Origin of the sequence: Hahella ganghwensis DSM 17046, from assembly GCF_000376785.1 — a bacterium.
GTDB classification, from domain to species: Bacteria; Pseudomonadota; Gammaproteobacteria; order Pseudomonadales; family Oleiphilaceae; genus Hahella; species Hahella ganghwensis.
The window spans coordinates 1-17,624 of the sequence record NZ_AQXX01000096.1 but is presented as its reverse complement, the minus strand read 5'-3'; the positions used below and the strand labels follow the sequence as shown (position 1 = coordinate 17,624).

Sequence of the window (17,624 nt, the reverse complement as noted above, 5' to 3'; positions counted from 1 at the left end):
TCATGCAATTGGCTCATTTAGCGTCCCGTTTATACGGGACGCCGCTACTTATTGCGCGCCCGAAACTGGACATCATTTTGTCGGTGCTCGGATCTCGCATCGGCTTGCCCGAGGTGAGTGCAGCGTTACCGCCCGTACCTGCACGCGCACCTGTGCAAGCGGCACAGCAAGGCATTGCCATCATTCCGATTCACGGCACTTTGGTGCGCCGAACCATTGGTTTAGAGGCGGCATCGGGGTTGATGTCCTATGCCGATATCGCGGCACGCATTGATGCAGCCATCGCTGATCCTCAGGTGCAAGGCATCTTGTTGGATATGGACTCGCCTGGCGGTGAAGCCGGCGGCGTGTTTGAACTGGCCGAGCGGATTCGATCAGCCAGCTCGGTGAAACCGGTCTGGGCTCACGCCAATGACGCGGCCTATTCAGCGGCATACGCGATTGCTTCAGCGGCCACGCGGTTAACGCTTTCCCAGACTGCAGGCGTCGGTTCGATTGGTGTGATTGCTCTGCATGTCGATCAATCGGTGCGCGATGCCAAAGAAGGCTTGCACTACACAGCGATTTTCGCCGGGCACCACAAAAACGACTTTTCACCCCATGAGCCTTTAAGTCCCCAAGCAGCCACATCGCTGCAAACCGAAGTGAACCGCCTCTATGAGTTGTTTGTGACGCAAGTGGCATCGATGCGAGGCATGGATATCGAGGCGGTACGCGCTACCGAAGCGGGACTGTATTTCGGGGATGAAGCGATTTCGGCCGGACTGGCGGATGCCATCGGCAGCTTTGATCAGGTGTTGGCAGAGTTCAGCGAATCCCTCAGCGCCGAGCGACGATTAGTCCAAACCAACTCCAAGAGCCAGCGCCGAGCAACGGTGAACTCACCCAACGTTATCCAACAGCAAACAGGAATTCCGCACATGACACGCCATGAACATACCGATCCAAAGACAGACGATCTCGCCGCAACACACGACGAACCAGCAAACGAAACCGAAGTGACTGAACCCACACCGCAGGCACCTGCACCAGCCGCCAGCGTGTCGGCTTCATCAGCGGCCATGAAAGGTCGCGGTGAAGCACAGGCCATTGCAGAGCTGTGTCTGATCGCGGGCAACCCCCAGCGCACAGCCGAGTTTCTCGCCTCAGGCATGAGTGAAGCGCAGGTGCGCCAGGCGCTACTCAATGCTCGGGCTGAACAGCCTGACATCAGTTCACGCATCACAGCCGATGCCGGCACACAGTCGACTGCACAACCTGAAAGCAGCCCTGTGGTGGCCGCCGCCAAAAAACTTTCCACTTCACACACACTCAGCAAGGGAGCCTAAACCATGCCCGTACTACAAGAACCCAACAACCTAGGCGACCTGCTCAAGTATGAGGCGCCCAATCTCTATTCACGCGATCTAGCGACGGTTGCGGCTGGACAGCAACTCAGTCTTGGCACTGTGGTTGGCCTTGAATCCGCCACCAACAAACTGCACGCGCTGGATCCAACAGCAACCGACGGGACTGAGGTTGCCATTGGTGTTTTGGCGACGGATGTGGATGCCACGCTGATCGATGTCGACGATGCACTACTGATCGCCCGTCACGCAATTGTGGCCAGCGCCGCAATCATCTGGCCGGCGGGTATTACCGCTGCTGAGCAAGCGACTGCTATCTCACAACTTAAAACTCTCGGCGTGCTCATTCGCGCGGCCGCTTAATCGAGGACCTTCATCATGCAAAACCCATTTACCAATCCTGCGTTCTCGATGGCTGCATTGACGGCAGCAATCAATATTCTGCCTAACCGTTATGGGCGCATTGAAGATCTGGGCCTGATGCCGGCCAAGCCGGTACGCCAACGCCAGATCATCGTGGAAGAAATGAACGGCGTACTGAATCTGCTACCGACCTTGCCACCGGGAGCACCCGGTTCGGTGGGTACTCGCGGCAAGCGGAAGGTACGCTCTTTCGTGATCCCACACATCCCCCACGATGATGTGGTGTTACCAGAGGAAGTCCAGGGCATTCGCGCCTTTGGCTCGGAAACCGAAACCGAAGCCATCGCGGGCGTCATCGCACGTCATCTGGAAACCATGCGCAACAAGCATGCGATCACGCTGGAGCATCTGCGCATGGGCGCGCTGAAAGGCGTCATTCTGGATGCCGACGGTTCAGTGCTTTACAACCTGTTTGATGAGTTTGGCATTACGGCGCAAACCATTGCCTACGACCTGGGCACCGCAGGCACCAACGTCAAAGCCAAATGCCTGGCAACACTGGCTGCCATTGAGGACAACCTTAAAGGGGAGTTTATGAGCGGTGTGCACTGCTTGTGCTCACCGGAGTTCTTCGCCGCGCTGACGGGGCACGCCAAGGTCGAGAAGGCATTCGAAAACTGGCAACAAGGGGCTGTTCTTATCAACGATGTGCGCCGTGGTTTCACCTACGCGGGCATTACCTTTGAGGAGTATCGCGGTCAGGCTACCGACATCAACGGTACGGCTCGCCGCTTCATTGCAGCGGGTGAAGCTCATGCTTTCCCGATCGGCACTGTAGATACCTTTGGTACCTATTTTGCGCCTGCGGATTTCAACGAAACGGTGAACACCTTGGGACAGCCGGTGTATGCCAAACAGGAACCTCGCAAGTTTGATCGCGGTACCGACCTGCATACCCAGTCTAACCCCTTGCCGATGTGTCATCGCCCGGGTGTGTTGATCAAGTTGACGGTGTAACGGTGCGCATCGAGGACTTTTACCAATCCGCGCAACGTGCTGGTTTGCTCACTCAGGTTCATGTCAATGGCAGCTCGGTGTATTGCTCTTTTCGGTCTCCAGAAGAAACCGTACTGGATGGCTTTGCCCTGTCGCGTGACTATCAAATCGACTACCCAGCCAGTTGGTTGACACTCGCCATTGGCGATCTGGTCGACATCAATGGAACGAGCTATCAGGTGCGGGATATCCGCGTCATCGCTGACGGCACCGAATGTCGCGCCAGCCTTTCTCAACGCTAAATCAATACAGGAATCTCTATGTTCTCAATCCGTGAGCAAGTCTTACGGGAGATTGTGCTGCGTCTAACCAACGCAGTCGCTCCCGTTCCGGTGTTGCGCATGCCAGTGGCGCCGGTGACACGTGAAGCCAGTCCGGCACTACTGATGTTTGCCGAAGGCGATGGCATTGCCGCCAACGCCAACGGCGTGATGGATCGCGCATTAACACTGCGTTTGGTAGCTATCGCTCGCGATGACAACGCCTTCGATACCGCCGACCAACTGATCGTTGAGGCGCATCGAGCGTTGTTGTTTGACGCCAATCTCGGCGGCCTTTGCCTCGGCATTACTCAGCTCGATTGTGAGTGGGATGTGGAGGATGCGGATAACACGGCAGTCGCCATACCGGCGCGTTTTGAAATCCGCTATCGAACCCTGAGCAACGACCTGACCCAAACGGGATAAACCCTTTATGCAAATAATCTTGTTAAAACCCCATACCCACGCCGGTGCGGCTCACCCTGTGGATGCAGAACTGGACCTTGATGAGCCAACAGCCCAGTGGCTGATCGCCCAAGGTGTGGCTCGTGCCATTGATGCAACCGAATCCACGCAACCGAAATCATCCGCCCTTACTCGTAAAGGAGACTAACCATGGCGTATTTCTCTGGACAGGGGCGCGTGTATATCGGCGCCCGCGATAGCAATGGCAATCCGCTGGGATTGAACTTTGTTGGCAACGTGCCTGAACTGAAAGTGTCGTTATCGGTGGAAACACTGGAACACCAGGAGTCGACTAGCGGCCAACGACTGACTGACCTGCAGTTAATCAAAACCAAAAAAGGTGAGTTCTCCTGCACCCTGGAAGAACTGATCGCGATTAACCTTGGGCTGGCACTCTACGGCACCACCACGGATCAAGTGAGCGGCACCGTCACCAATGAAACGCTGGCTACACCTATGGCGACGGGCAGTCTGTATTTACTGGCCAAACAAAACGTCTCGTCGGTGGTTATCAAAGATTCCAGCCCAACGCCCAAGACCCTGCCAGCGTCGCAATATCAGTTGAACGCCAAACACGGCTCTCTGCTGATCAATGACATCACCACCGGTGGCCCTTATGTTGAGCCGTTCAAGGCTGACTATGCCTACGGGGCTGCACAGAGTACTGCTATGTTCACGCAGCCGTTGCCGGAACGTTGGATCCGTTTCGAAGGACTCAACACCGCCGACAGCAACCGCGAGGTTGTCATTGACCTTTATCGGGTGGCCATCAACCCCGCCAAGGAGCTGTCGGTTATCACCGATGAATTGTTGAAGTTTGAGCTGTCCGGTCAGGTATTGGCTGACACCCTGAAACCTGCCGCTGGCGATCTCGGCCAGTTCGGCCGCATCGTGTTGTTGTGAGGTGAGTGATGTCTGAATTTGATGCCTTTGGCGCACAGCCAACAGACCTGACAATCGCCGATGAGACGCTGGTTATCTCACCCATTCGCGTGGGTGAGATTCCAAAAATCCTGTCGGCAATCAAACCGTTCAGTGATCAGTTGATGGCAGATCAGATCGATTGGTTGGCCATCGTTACCCAACACGGCGACAGCCTGTTAGCGGCAATCGCGATTGCTGCCCGTAAACCGCAAGACTGGGTGGAAGCATTGTCCTTGGACGATGCCGTCACTTTGGCCACGGCACTGTTTGAGGTGAATGCCGATTTTTTTGTGCAACGGGTGGTGCCGACACTGCAGCAGGCCGCCGGCCGAATCAACACACAGATCAACGATCGTCTGGCTGGCATCTTGCCATCCAACGGCTGATCCGTTCGGGGCATCGCATGCCCGACATTCTGAACTACACACTGGCGCAGCTTAGCGCTTACCTCGAAGCCGATCTGCAGTTGGAGTTTGAGCAGGCAAGCCTGCAACTGACCCTCCTTGCGGTTGGTGCCCAGGGTGATCGACGTTCCATCGAACGCTTACAACAGGAGCTGGATCGTGCGCGTTAATTTGCAGGCCTCCGGGCTATTTAATCCCAGCCAACTCAATGCCTGGTCGACCGCCAAACGCAAAGCCATTCGTGACGCAGTGAAGCGTGGCATGCAAAGCGGTGGCCTCGATGTTCGAGACGCGGCGCGCAGCCAGATGCGCAGTGCCTTTAAGGTTCAAAAGGCAAGCTTTGTTTCCTCCATGCAAAGCAAGGTAATCGATAAGAAGCCTGAACGCCTGCCAGCATTAAAGATCGGCAGCAAGATCCCATGGTTGGGTATTCACGAGAAAGGCGGTGTTGTCCCCGGCAACTTGCTTATTCCGTTACTGCCGGGGCGGATTGGGCCGAAGCGTTTTCGGAAGGTCGTGGATGGACTGATGCGCTCGGGCAATGCCTATTTCATTCAGAAAAACGGTTTGGTCTTCTTGATGGCCGAAAACATCCGGGAAAACAACAGCCAACTGTCGCGTTTCAAGCGAGCCGAGCGCACTCGTACTGGCGCCAAGCGGCTGCAACGCGGTCAGGAAATCCCGATCGCGGTGTTGGTGAAATCGGTCAAACTCAAGCGGCGACTGGATCTGGCTGGCAGCGTAAAGCGCGCTATGCCGCAACTCATTAAAGCAATCGAACGAGAACTGGCGAAAACCTGATGGCAAACAACCGAGCCCAACTGCTGATCACCGCTGTCGATCAGACGCGGGGTGCCTTTGATTCCATCAAGCGTAACCTCGGCGATCTTGGCAATGCGGCGCGTTCCATTAATGGTTTGTTGGGTACGTTGGGGCTGGCCGTATCAGCCGCAGGCCTCGGTGCGTTGGTAAAGTCCTCGCTGGATTCGGCTGACTCCCTGTCCAAGTTGTCCCAGCGAGTGGGGATCACTGTTGAGTCACTATCAACGCTGATTCCAGTCGCGGAGCTTTCCGGTGTTTCTGCGGAGAAGTTTGAAGGCGGTCTGCGCAAGTTGGCCACGCGGATGCTGGAGGCTGCGACCGGTACCGACGATGCGGTGCGCAGTTTTGCAGCGGTCGGCGTTGCCTTTCAAAATCAGGATGGCTCACTGCGAGCCACTGATCAGGTCTTGCTGGATCTGGCTGAACGTTTCCAGAGCTTGCCGGATGGCGCTGAGAAAACCGCGATCGCGGTAGAGCTGTTCGGCAAGTCCGGTGCCGACCTGATCCCGTTCTTGAACCAAGGGCGGGATGGTGTTGAAGCGCTGTCGGAAGAATTGGTTTCCCTTGGCCTTCAGTTGGGTGGCGATACCGCCGTTCAGGCCGAAGTATTTAATGATGCCCTAGCGAAAATCCGTATGGCAGTTTCCGCCATTGGCAATCGCATCATCGAAGCCTTTTTGCCTGCCATGAACGATATGGCATTGGGCATGGTCGAGTCAGCCAAACAAGGCGGTACCTTGCGCGCCATTCTTGATGGCATCTTGCTGGTATTAAGGACGCTGGCTCTGGGCGCGGCCACGGTAGGCAAAGACTTCGTTGCTTTGGGTGAGGCCATTGGCGGCAGTCTTGCTGCGGCGGCAACGGCCTTGTCCGGAGACCTTCAGGGCGCCAAGGCCATCATGGCCGATCTGAAAGGCGATCTGGTCGAGCAGCTTGATGAGCTCGCCCGTTTTCGGGACAACCTTTTCGAGCGTCAGGCAACGCCTGTCGTGGTACCGCCGCCTGCGATTGTCCCCGAAACCGGTGGAACATCGACCGGCATCATTGAGCAGCTGACACCGGATGATCGCTCCGCTGAACGAACAGCGAGTGCAAGGCTCGCATTGGCAGCCGTTCAGGCCGACACCGAACTGAAGTTATTGAAAGCGTCACTGGCCAACCAGGCACAAGCGCTGGATTTGGCACTCGAAGATCGGCTGGTCTCCATCGGTGAGTACTATGCCGAAAAGACCGACATCGAAACCCGGGAACTGGATGCGGAGCTAACTCGCACCCGAACCAAACTGGCGGAGCAACAACAGCTCGCCAACACGGCAACGGATGACAGTGATCGCCTTAAAGCCAGTGCTGAAATCACCAAGATCGAAGCCGAGCTAATTGCGCTCAATCAACGCCGGGCCACCATTGCGCAAACCAATGCGCGAGCGTCGGCACAGGCGGAGCGCGAATTGGCGGATGCCTTGTCCCAAGCGCGACAAGAGTTGGCACAGCTCACGGGGCAAACAACGGCCGGCGATCGGGTTGGCGCGATTGAGCGCAGCTACCAGGATTTGAAAGCAAGACTGCTGGCCGAAGGCGATGCCGATGGCATTGCCTTGATCGACCAACTGATAAACGTCAAAGCCGCGCAGGCAAACCTCGGTGCTTTGGAGGCAGAGTGGCGGCTGGTCACTGAGCGTCTGCGCAATGCTCAAGAAGCCATCGCCATTCAGCAACAATCGGGGCTTTTGACCGAAGCTCAGGCGCGAGAGCAGATCGTGCTGCTTCAGCAGCAATCGGCTACCGAAATGGAGCGTTTGTTGCCCTCGATGCAGCAAGCAGCCGAGGCCATCGGCCCTGATGCCGTGGTGCGGGTGCAAGCCTGGCGCAACGAGCTGGAACGTACCCGGCTGGCAGTGGATGAGCTGGCGCCTTTGTGGAACCGGATCGGCGAAAGCTTTGGTTCGGCGCTGAACGGCATGATCACCGGCGCACAGACCTGGCGCAGTGCGCTGGCCAGCATCTTTCAGCAAGTGGCCGATGCCTTTCTGCAACAGTTGGTTATCCAACCGTTTCAGCAATGGATCGCCATGCAGGCGCGGATGCTGGCCATCAAGCTCGGCTTTGTGCAGCAGGAACAGGTGATGGATGCGGCGGCCAGTACCGCCAAGGTCGCCCAGAAATCGGCTGAAACCACCGCCGTTGTTTCGATGGATGCTGCTAAAGCCGGTGCCGGCGCGGCCGCATCGCAAGCCTCGATTCCTTATGTGGGGCCGGTGCTCGCGGTGGCGGCGATGATCGCCATGGTTGCGGCGGTGATGGGCTTGCTCGGTAACGTGAAGAAGTTTGCCTCCGGCGGCTTGGTTTCAGGCCCCGGCACATCGACTTCGGATTCCATACCGGCACGTTTGTCGGCGGGTGAATTCGTGATGAACGCAGCGGCGGTTAAACGGGTGGGTGTGGATTTTCTGCAATCGCTCAATGGGCTATCGCAGGGTCCGCGCGTGTCCGGCAACACTCTGGCATTTGCTGCCGGCGGACTGGTACCGGATGCGCCGCCACAGGCTGCATCCCAAGGCCAAGCGGTGCGCATCGTCAACGTGGTCGATCCGGCCATGGCGGCGGACTACCTCAACTCCTCATCCGGTGAAAAAACCATTCTCAATATTTTGCAGCGCAATGCCGGCGCCGTTCGGCAAGTGCTCAGCTGAGTGTTTTCTATGGCATTTGAAATTGGTACAGCCACGAATCATGTGGATCTTTTTAGTAAGCTCGTCAGTTTTTTAAGCCAAGGATTAGGTGCTGCCGAAAACTGGGAGGTATTGCGACACACCGGCGTGGCAGATATCGACGCAAGTTCCTTTCTCGTTAATTGGGAACCGTGGGCTGCGTTCAAAGGCCCTTACCATTCTCATGCTAACGGTTGGGCTACGGCAATCGGTCAGCAAGTGAATTGCTGGCTGAGTTGGGAAATGGTAGAGCCCTTTGAAATTGACAGGCTAACTCTGGTAGGAAGCGCAACCGCTAATCAATCCCCACGCGACTTTGTACTGCAGTGGTCCGATGACGGAGTCAACTGGACTGACCGGAAAGCCTTCACCGGTGTGACCTGGAGTAATAATCAGAGCCGGGAGTTCTCCATTGACGGTGTTTCGCCTGGGCCCAAGTCTTTCTGGCGTATTTTTGTGTCTGCAAACGGCGGGAACACTTCCAATACTGTCATCCAACAAGTGATTCTGCCCGAATGGCTGATTTACCAAGACTTCAATCACGCACGCCGGCCATCGGTTTGGTTCAAGGCGCCAGGAATGACCGGACTGGATCCGTGTTACATCAATTTTCAGCTCTACGATCGGCCGACAAATGACTATTACAACATTGCGGTGACCGGATGTACCGGGTTTGTAGGCGCAGCGCAATTTGATGATCAACCCGGGGCGCTGTCAGCGATGGCGATACCTTTGTGGAATCAGTCAATTCCATACTGGTTCAGTGCCAATGGGCAGCGGGTAATTATTTCTGCAAAAGTGGATACCGCCTATTTGAGTTGTTACGCAGGGAAGATACTGCCATTCGGAACACCCCAGCAGTATCCCTATCCCTTACTGATTGGTGCTCCATTGCCATCAGCTTCCGCGACTCGGTATTCCGATAGCGCAGTAAATCTGCCCTACAAAGGTAACCGAAGCACGCTCAAGCTGCGCAAAAACGACGGGAGTTGGGTTCAACCTCAAGCCTGGCCTTACTCCAAATCGTCGACATTTCGCGATACCAACGGCGCTTATCCCATGCTGCCAATTACCTTGTATGACACAGCAAATACCTATGGCCTGATTGACGGCGTTAATTTCATCAGTGGCTTTGGTAATGCAGTGGAAAATACGGTTTCGGTGGGTGCAGACACGCATGTAGTTTTGCAAGACGTGATTCGAAATGGCTTGAGTGATTTCTTTACCATGAGGATATCTTGATGGCCTACGAAACAGGTGTTGTCAGTTCGGCCGCAGATCTGGCTGCTGTTATCTCGACCTTTGCACAAAACAATGGCTGGACAGCAAATGGCGATGTGTTGAGCAAAGGGCAGACTTTCATCAGGTTAACTTCGCCGAACACATCAGAAGTCCGGATTGAAGGCGCACGCAATGGTAATTTTGTGTCACCGGACCTGAGTGTGCGTCACTCTCGAATATACAACACATCCTGGCCTGCAACGGCAACCTATCACATCGTGGCCTTTGCAAATCCAGACACCGTTTGGTGCACGATTAATTTTAATGTCACAACGCATCAGCACATAGGCTTTGGCACTATTGAAAAATATGGCAGCTGGGATGGAGGTGGTTGGTTTCATGCCCAGCACACACCGGCCTCGTCAGATGGCAACGTCTGTTCGGTTATTGATGGTTCGCAGCAGCCTTATTACTCAAGTAGCGCCAAAGAATGCGGGCTTTTCTGGAGCCCTAGCATGCGGGACTCTTGGAATGGTAGTTACCAACAAAACGCAGCCAGTAATCTGCACTGTGAATTGCGAGGATATGTTTGGGAGCCGCCAACCGGGACTACAGCGATAGGTGTGCACTGTCCGACCATCCTCTCGCCCATACACAAATACAATCCGAACGTGTTCAATGGCCAGACAGTGCTTACGCCATTCCAGTTGTTCCTGCAAAACACGGATGGTCATTACATGAGCATTGGCCATGTTGGTCACCTCAGATTCGTGAAGCTAACCAATTACAACCCTGGTGATGTCATCGAGCTGGGTATTGATCGCTGGAAATTGTTTCCTTGGCATATCAAAGACCCGAATTATCCCGATGGCAAACAAGTTGCGTATAGCAACGGAAGTTTCAGTACAGGTTTGCTTGGTGTTGCCGTGTATTACGATGGACCATAAAGATGCCTGTATTAAGTGGGTTTTCACCCACAGCTTTTTTGGTTTTGACGCGCGACCATTTGAATGTTGTCGCCTTGGATCAGCTAGGGGATGGCTTGTATGAGCATAGGAAAGTATCCGAAATCAGAACCGGGCAAAGTGGTTTTTTAACCAGTAATGTTCCGGTCGGATGCGTATCAAGGCTCTTGGTTGGAAATGTGGCTCGCTCATTCAAAGAGGACTTCTACGAACGGATTCATATACGGCCAAATCATATTGATCTTGGCAGTTCTATGTCGGCTCAGACTCGTGAAGTCGAAGTCTGGAACGCATGGTTCAGTTCGAATTCGTTGCAAGCTATTGAATCCACTAAATCGGATGGAATGACGTTAACTGGTCCGGAGCCAATCCCAACCAGCTTCGGAGCTTTGGAGGCGCGAGTATATGAGCTATCCATTAGGCCGAATGGTCCTCCCATAATCGATGCGTTATTTCTGTTTAAGTTTGTTTTCGGTCGCGCAACGCTACGGGCAATAGGCCGACGCATTGTGGGCTGGGTGTTTTCACCCGACTGGTCACAGCCCGTGATTGAACGCTTGGAATGGCTCACCCAGGTGATGGAGTCCCATTCCGGTCGTGAACAACGAGTGCGCTTGCGCACTGGTGCTCGTCGAACGCTGGAATACACTCAGCTAATCGGATCGCACCGGGAACGTGTGCGATTGGAAAACCTGCTGCATGCCTGGCAGGCTCGGGTCTTTGGTTTGCCACTGTGGCAGGAAGTGCAAATCACCCGTCAGGCGATTAATGCGGGCGCGGCGTCAATCCTCGTCAACACCGATAGCCTTGATTTTGAAGTGGGTGGACTGGTGGGATTGGTCAAAGGCACCGACTCAGAGTTTGCTGAGATCACCGATATTCAAGCGGGTCTGCTGAGCCTGAAAAGTCCATTGGAAAAAAACTGGCCAGCGGGTAGCAAGTTGCTGCCGGTAAAACCTGCTCGTTTGCAAAACGACATCAAGTTGAGATACCTCAGCGATACCATTGTGCAGACACGCTCGCGCCTTCAGTTAGAAGAGGAATGGCTGGCAGCGGCAATGGTTGAGCCGGTGCAATACCGTGGCTTCCCGGTACTGATGACCGCGAGCAATTGGGCTGAGGACATTGATGCCGAGCACTCGCGCAAGCTGGTGGAGCTGGATTATCTCACTGGGCGTCGCACCCTGGATGATCTGTCGGGAACCGGTTCGGTTCGAAGAACGCATCACTGGTTGCTGAACGGACGGGACGCTATCGCGGAATTTCGTACCTGGCTCGCCGCTCGGGCAGGAAAACTGAAGCCCTTTTGGCTGCCCAGTTTTCAGGCGGATCTGGAACTCACCAGCCCCATTGGCGCATTCGATTCGGCCATCACTGTGGATAACCGTTCCTTCGCGGCCAATGGAGGAGCAGGCATCGGTCGCCAGGACATTGTGATCGCCACCACCAATGGGCAGAACTATTTCCGTCGCGTGACCGGTGTAACAGCACTGACCGATACCACCGAAAGTGTGGCCATCGACAGTGTCCTGGGCGTGGCGATTCTGCCAACGCAGATCCGTTACATCGCCTTTATGAAACTGGTCAGGCTCGATACTGACGCCGTGGAAATCGCCCATCACACCGATCAATTGGCCGAGGTGTCACTGACACTGCGTAGCCTCAGAGACGATACCTGATCCATCGTCCGATCGATTGCCGAATTTACTTCACGAGTTTTCACCATGAGTTATGCCAATCGAGAAGTCTCGACCGCTGACAGCAGTCCGGTCGAGCTGTATGAATTTCGTCGCGGCGGTGATGCCTGGCGTTATACCAGTGCCGTTGATGATGCCTTGTATGGCAGCTATGAATACCTGGCGGTGCCGGTAAAACGCAGCAGCATTGAGCAGTCCACCGAAATGGGCAAAACCGGTCTGCGTATTACCTTTGCACGAGACATTGAGGTTGCCCAGGATTTTATCGCCACACCGCCCTCAGAGATCACCTTGCTGACCCTGTACCGCCAGCATCGTGGTGATGGTGAAACCGTGGCGGTCTGGATGGGGCGAGTTCTTAATGCGGAATGGCGAGGCTCAGAAGTCGAGCTGAACTGCGAGCCGGTGTACACCAGCCTGCAACGCATCGGCCTGCGCCGGTTGTATCAGCGCAATTGCCCTCACGTGTTGTATGGCACTGCCTGCGGTGCCAGTGCCGTGGTATTTCGAGTTACCGGCACTGTGGCATCGCTGAATGGAACGCTCTTGAGTGTGCCAACCGCAGCAGGTTTTCCGGTGGGTCATTTCGCTGGTGGGTATGCCACTTGGGCCGCGAACGGTATCACTGAAAAGCGCATGATTACCGGTCACAACGGTGACGCCATCACCTTGTCGGCAGTGCCGCCAGGTCTTGCCGTGGGTGATGCCATCACGTTGTATCCGGGCTGCGACCGAACCCTGAATACCTGCAACAGCAAATTCGGAAACAGCGAAAACTTTGGCGGTTTCCCGTTTATCCCGACCAAAAATCCCTTCGGCGGTAGCCCGATTTATTAACACCTGTTTGTGAGACCAGCTTATGTGGGCAGCCATCGCTGTATTAGTCATCAGCGTGTTGGTGCAGTACGCGCTGCAACCCAAAACGCCACAACCACAAGCCGCCGAACTCAAAGACTTTGACGCACCCACCGCCGATGAAGGGCGGCCGGTGCCGGTGGTGTTTGGCACCGTATTGGTACGCAGCGCCAACGTGGTTTGGTATGGCGATCTGCGCACCACGCCAATCCGTTCAAAAGGGGGCAAGAAGTAATGCTCATTGTGATTCACGCCGATATGCGAGCTCTCGGATATTGCAATCGAGGAGCGCGCTCCTGGTTTGCTCGACATCAGCTGGATTGGACTGACTTTATTAACCAAGGCATCGAAGCCGAACACCTGCTGGCCACCGGTGATGCCATGGCCGAAGCCGTGGTGGCGGTGGCGCAAAGTCGTGCGCGTGGCGATACAACCAACGGAGACGAGCATGGGCGGCAGCAGTAAAAAGCAGACGGTCGGCTATCGCTACTACCTCGGCATGCATTTGGCGATTTGCCACGGCCCGGTGGACGCAGTGACCGAAATTCAGGTGGCCGATCGGCAGGCCTGGAGTGGAAGTCTTTCTGGCAGTGGCTGCATCACACTGGATAAACCTGAACTCTTTGGTGGGGAAAAGCGTGAGGGTGGCGTGTCTGGTGCCGTGGATGTGGCCTTCGGGCAAAGCACTCAGGCACCCAACGATTATCTGGTGTCCAAAATCGGATCGCCGCAACCTGCCTACCGGGGTCTGCTAAGTCTGATCTTGCGGCAGGTGTATATCGCTGCCAACAACCCCTACATGAAACCCTGGGCGGTACGCGTTAAACGCTGTTTTCGCAGCTGGCATGCCACCAAGGCAGAAATCAATGGTGGCGCTAATCCTGCGCACATGGTGTACGAGTGCCTGACCAATGCCGACTGGGGTATGGGCTATCCCAGTGCCAGTTTGGATGATGCATCCTTCAAAGCCGCCGCCGATACGTTGCACAGTGAAGGATTTGGTCTGAACATGATCTGGCTGCAGCAGAGCAAGATTGAACAATTTATCAAAGAGATCATGGATCACATTGGCGGGGTGCTCACCACCTCGCCAGCGACCGGTCGCTTTGTTTTGAAGCTGATTCGCGCCGACTACGATGTAGCGAGCTTGCGAGTTCTGGACCCAGACAATGTCATCGAACTGGAAAGCTATCAGCGTGCTGCTTGGGGTGAAACCACCAACGAACTGGTGCTGATCTACACCAAGCCTGACACCTTCAAAGAAACCAGTATCGCGGTCCAGGATCTGGCCAATATCCAGGCGCAGGGAGCAGTGGTATCGCAAACCCGCCGCTACCCGGGTATCACCTCCGACAGTCTCGCATCGCGCGTGGCCATGCGAGATCTGGCTGCAGTCTCCACACCCTTAGCAAAAGTTCGCCTGAAGGTGAATCGCCAAGCCTGGAATCTCTATCCGGGTGATGTGTTTAAGCTGGTGTGGCCCGCGTTTGGCATCCAAGGATTGGTGCTGCGCATCGCCAATGTCGAAGGCGGCACACTGACCGATGGCAGCATCAGCATCGAAGCCGTAGAGGATGTGTTTGGCCTTCCCGCAGCCAGCTATACAGGCGCTCAACCCACCGGCTGGATAGACCCGGTGCCCGAGCCGACCGTCGCCATACCGCGCAGATTAATTGAAACCCCGTACTGGGATTTAGCGCTGGCGATGAGTGCAGCGGATTTGGACTACCTGGATCCGACCGACTGCTACCTGCAAACCCTGGCAGGTCGGCCGACACCGGGCGCCATGAATTACGAGCTCAACAGCAAGACCAGCTCAAGCTCGGTGTACACGCCACGAACGCAAGCCGAGTTCTGTCCAACGGCTGTGTTAGGCGCCGACCTGATCCAAGAGGTCACCAGTACCACCTTCTATCACAGCGAACTGGACATCGATCTGGTCAGTGTTAACAGCTATGCCTACATCGACAACGAAGTGGTACTGGTCACGGCGATTAATACTGCAACTCAAAGCCTGACGCTGACGCGAGGCGTGATGGATACCGTTCCGGTACCCCACAGTGCAGGTGCCCAGATCTGGTTTGCCGATGGCGCCCAGGGTGTGGACCCTACGGAATACGCCTCCGGTGAAACCGTTAACGTGCGGATGCTGACGACTACTGGCAAGGGCACGCTAGCGCTTAACTCGGCGCCGACCGATTCTCTGACCATGAACCGCAGGCAGGATCGGCCATACCCGCCGGGCAATGTACGCATTAACAATGTGCGTTATCCGCAGGCCGCTAAAAATGATCTGGTGATCAGCTGGGCGCACCGTGACCGCTTAAGCCAAACCGTCAGTTTGATTGCGCAGACCAACGGCAACATCGGCCCAGAGCCGGGGGTGACCTACACACTGCGCATCTATGGCGAAACCGGTAGTTTACGCCGTACCTATAGCGGCCTGACCGGTACCAGCCAAACCTACAGCTTGGCAGACGACACCGCCGACTCCGGCCTTGGCCGACCCAACGCAGCCTTGCGCATTGAACTGGAAGCAAACCGGTCAGGGGTGATCAGCCTGCAGAAACATTCCATTGCTTTTGAGCGTGCAGGTTATGGCCTGCATTACAACGACTACTACGGAGGTATCTGATGCCTGCATCAACCGACCCAAACCTTGGACTCAACTATGGCTGGACACTGGGCGAAAGTGGCTGGGGCACCGGCATGGACACCAACCTGAAACGCCTCGGCGCTGTGGTAGGGCTTTCGGTGATCGACCGTGACCTGACCACGCCACCAGCCAGCCCCGCAAATGGCGATCGTTACTTGATCCCTGCCGGCGCTACCGGTGTGTGGTCCGGCAAAACTGGCCAGATTGCAGTGCGTATCGCAAACACCTGGGAGTACCACATACCCAAGATTGGCTGGCTGTGCTTTATCGAAGATGAAGAAGTGCTGTCGGCTTACAAGCTCATTGGCTGGAGCCCAGGCATAGCAATCTAACGCCAACACATCGTTTCAAAAGACCGCCCTCGAGGCGGTTTTGTTTTTTATAGAGCGACCGTTTTAGGAGATCAGAAATGGCGCCAGCCAAAGAAAAAGACAGCGGCATGGTGATCATGCCGCGCGAAGAATTTGAGGGACTGCTTAATTGCGCCGCCGAGCGCGGCGCCGAACGAGTGCTCGCACACCTGGGTTTGGAGAACGGTCACGCCGCGCGAGATATTCGTGAATTGCGTGACCTCTTGGAAGCCTGGCGTGACGCGCGCCGCACCGCCTGGCAAACCATCGTGAAAGTCGCTACTACCGGCATCTTGGCCAGCTTGCTGCTGGGTGCGGCCATTAAGTTAAAACTGTTCGGAGGACAATAACATGCTGACTCTACTTGGCAGCTTGCTGGGATTTATTTCCAGCGCCTTTCCGGATTTGCTGAAGATCTGGCAAGACAAACAAGACCGCGCCCATGAATTGCAAATTCTCGACCGGCAGATGGAGCAGATGCGCCTTGGGCATAACCAACGGCTGGAAGAAATCGCGGTCAATGCCGACATCAGCGAAAGCCTGGCATTACTCAAACACGATAGCCAGCCCTCCAGCGTGACCTGGGTGGATGGCCTGCGGGCTTCGGTACGGCCAGTCATCACATACGCCTTCTTTTTGCTGTTTACGACCGTGAAGGTCAGTGCGCTTTATGTGCTGGTGGTTGATCAAGGTATGGAGTTTGTTGTGGCTCTGCCGCAAATCTGGGACCCAGAAACACAAGCACTGTTTGCAGCGGTGATGAGCTTCTGGTTCGGCCAGCGCGCCTTGGCAAAAGCTCGGGGCCAGTAATATGCGCCACGTTACTCAAGATGGCATTGACCTGATCAAACGTTTCGAAGGATTCAGCGCGACTGTTTACATTTGCCCGGCAGGTTACCCAACCATCGGCTATGGGCATCTCGTGAAAGATTCGGGGCGATTCGAGCAGGGTATCACCGAGGCAGAGGCCGAAGACTTGCTGCGCCGAGATGTCCATGCAGCGGAAAATGCAGTCCTGCGCCTGATCGATGTACCCCTGACCGATAGCCAGTTTGATGCGCTGGTGTCCTTCACCTTCAACTTGGGGGCGGGGGCGCTGCAGAGGTCGACTTTGCGCAGAAAGGTTAACCGCCAAGTTCACCGCGAGGTACCAGAGCAGCTTATGCGTTGGGTGTGGGCGGGAGGGCGAAAGCTAAACGGCCTCTTCAAGCGGCGCAGTGCCGAGTCGGATTTTTACCAGTTTTCTAGATCTAGGAATGCAACTCAGCAAGCCATTCTTTAATATACGACATTAGAAGGGTCTGGATTGCGCATGGCGACTCTTCACTCAAGTTTGCACCCGTTAGCAATATTCGCCTTCCTTCAATTGAAGTGAGCGACCTCGAAAAATCATCTTTAGATGTAAATATGAGCAGCCCCCAGTTGACGTTAGAGGACAGAAATGATTTAAAATTCTCTAGGGAGAGTCTGAATAACCCCAAGGTTCTGAGGTAATTCAAACTCTCGACGATATATGGCCGAATATTCAGAGT

22 protein-coding genes are annotated in these 17,624 nt (G+C 55.3%); all 22 read left to right on the top strand.

Annotation, left to right across the window (positions count from 1 at the left end):
- Positions 1-2: 2 nt before the first annotated feature.
- Positions 3-1,328 (top strand): S49 family peptidase, encoded by a 1,326-nt coding sequence (locus tag F566_RS0108430; protein WP_020406552.1) that lies wholly within the window; start codon positions 3-5, stop codon positions 1,326-1,328.
- 3 nt (positions 1,329-1,331) lie between these two features.
- Positions 1,332-1,709, top strand: a complete 378-nt coding sequence (locus F566_RS0108425) for a head decoration protein (protein ID WP_020406551.1) — start codon at positions 1,332-1,334, stop codon at positions 1,707-1,709.
- Positions 1,710-1,724: 15 nt separating this feature from the next.
- Positions 1,725-2,726, top strand: a complete 1,002-nt coding sequence (locus F566_RS0108420; RefSeq protein WP_020406550.1) for a major capsid protein — start codon at positions 1,725-1,727, stop codon at positions 2,724-2,726.
- A gap of 2 nt (positions 2,727-2,728) precedes the next feature.
- Positions 2,729-3,007, top strand: coding sequence for a hypothetical protein (locus F566_RS0108415; RefSeq protein WP_020406549.1), 279 nt, complete (start codon positions 2,729-2,731; stop codon positions 3,005-3,007).
- Between the two features lie 18 nt (positions 3,008-3,025).
- Positions 3,026-3,451 (top strand): hypothetical protein, encoded by a 426-nt coding sequence (locus tag F566_RS0108410; protein WP_020406548.1) that lies wholly within the window; start codon positions 3,026-3,028, stop codon positions 3,449-3,451.
- A gap of 7 nt (positions 3,452-3,458) precedes the next feature.
- A complete protein-coding gene (locus tag F566_RS0108405; protein ID WP_020406547.1) occupies positions 3,459-3,638 on the top strand; it encodes a DUF7210 family protein in 180 nt (59 codons plus the stop codon).
- Positions 3,639-3,640: 2 nt separating this feature from the next.
- Positions 3,641-4,393 (top strand): phage tail tube protein, encoded by a 753-nt coding sequence (locus tag F566_RS0108400; RefSeq protein ID WP_020406546.1) that lies wholly within the window; start codon positions 3,641-3,643, stop codon positions 4,391-4,393.
- A gap of 8 nt (positions 4,394-4,401) precedes the next feature.
- On the top strand, positions 4,402-4,800 hold the full coding sequence (locus tag F566_RS0108395; RefSeq protein WP_020406545.1) for a DUF6631 family protein: 399 nt from the start codon (positions 4,402-4,404) through the stop codon (positions 4,798-4,800).
- 17 nt (positions 4,801-4,817) lie between these two features.
- Positions 4,818-4,988 carry a hypothetical protein gene (locus F566_RS36845; RefSeq protein ID WP_020406544.1) on the top strand — a complete coding sequence of 57 codons (171 nt, stop codon included), beginning with the start codon at positions 4,818-4,820 and terminating at the stop codon, positions 4,986-4,988.
- Entirely contained in the window at positions 4,978-5,619 is a 642-nt protein-coding gene (locus tag F566_RS0108385; RefSeq protein ID WP_020406543.1) for a DUF6441 family protein, read from the top strand. Before F566_RS36845 ends, F566_RS0108385 begins: the two co-directional genes overlap by 11 nt.
- Positions 5,619-8,330: a coiled-coil domain-containing protein gene (locus F566_RS0108380; protein WP_020406542.1), complete on the top strand. Its 2,712-nt coding sequence runs from the start codon at positions 5,619-5,621 to the stop codon at positions 8,328-8,330. The genes F566_RS0108385 and F566_RS0108380 overlap by 1 nt, the downstream gene beginning before the upstream one ends.
- A gap of 9 nt (positions 8,331-8,339) precedes the next feature.
- On the top strand, positions 8,340-9,590 hold the full coding sequence (locus tag F566_RS35330; RefSeq protein ID WP_020406541.1) for a hypothetical protein: 1,251 nt from the start codon (positions 8,340-8,342) through the stop codon (positions 9,588-9,590).
- Positions 9,590-10,516: a hypothetical protein gene (locus tag F566_RS0108370; RefSeq protein ID WP_020406540.1), complete on the top strand. Its 927-nt coding sequence runs from the start codon at positions 9,590-9,592 to the stop codon at positions 10,514-10,516. The genes F566_RS35330 and F566_RS0108370 overlap by 1 nt, the downstream gene beginning before the upstream one ends.
- 2 nt (positions 10,517-10,518) lie before the next feature.
- Positions 10,519-12,213: a hypothetical protein gene (locus F566_RS0108365; protein WP_020406539.1), complete on the top strand. Its 1,695-nt coding sequence runs from the start codon at positions 10,519-10,521 to the stop codon at positions 12,211-12,213.
- Between the two features lie 45 nt (positions 12,214-12,258).
- A complete protein-coding gene (locus F566_RS0108360; RefSeq protein ID WP_020406538.1) occupies positions 12,259-13,068 on the top strand; it encodes a phage BR0599 family protein in 810 nt (269 codons plus the stop codon).
- A gap of 22 nt (positions 13,069-13,090) precedes the next feature.
- Complete coding sequence (locus F566_RS0108355; RefSeq protein WP_020406537.1) at positions 13,091-13,321, top strand: hypothetical protein; 231 nt, start codon at positions 13,091-13,093, stop codon at positions 13,319-13,321.
- A gap of 23 nt (positions 13,322-13,344) precedes the next feature.
- Entirely contained in the window at positions 13,345-13,551 is a 207-nt protein-coding gene (locus tag F566_RS0108350; protein WP_245555194.1) for a hypothetical protein, read from the top strand.
- Positions 13,535-15,721, top strand: a complete 2,187-nt coding sequence (locus F566_RS0108345) for a phage tail protein (RefSeq protein ID WP_020406535.1) — start codon at positions 13,535-13,537, stop codon at positions 15,719-15,721. The genes F566_RS0108350 and F566_RS0108345 overlap by 17 nt, the downstream gene beginning before the upstream one ends.
- Positions 15,721-16,074 carry a DUF2793 domain-containing protein gene (locus tag F566_RS0108340; protein ID WP_020406534.1) on the top strand — a complete coding sequence of 118 codons (354 nt, stop codon included), beginning with the start codon at positions 15,721-15,723 and terminating at the stop codon, positions 16,072-16,074. Before F566_RS0108345 ends, F566_RS0108340 begins: the two co-directional genes overlap by 1 nt.
- A gap of 77 nt (positions 16,075-16,151) precedes the next feature.
- Positions 16,152-16,442: a DUF6127 family protein gene (locus tag F566_RS0108335; protein ID WP_020406533.1), complete on the top strand. Its 291-nt coding sequence runs from the start codon at positions 16,152-16,154 to the stop codon at positions 16,440-16,442.
- Between the two features lies 1 nt (position 16,443).
- Positions 16,444-16,902 (top strand): hypothetical protein, encoded by a 459-nt coding sequence (locus F566_RS0108330; protein ID WP_020406532.1) that lies wholly within the window; start codon positions 16,444-16,446, stop codon positions 16,900-16,902.
- 1 nt (position 16,903) lies between these two features.
- A complete protein-coding gene (locus F566_RS0108325; RefSeq protein ID WP_020406531.1) occupies positions 16,904-17,374 on the top strand; it encodes a lysozyme in 471 nt (156 codons plus the stop codon).
- Positions 17,375-17,624: the final 250 nt, after the last annotated feature.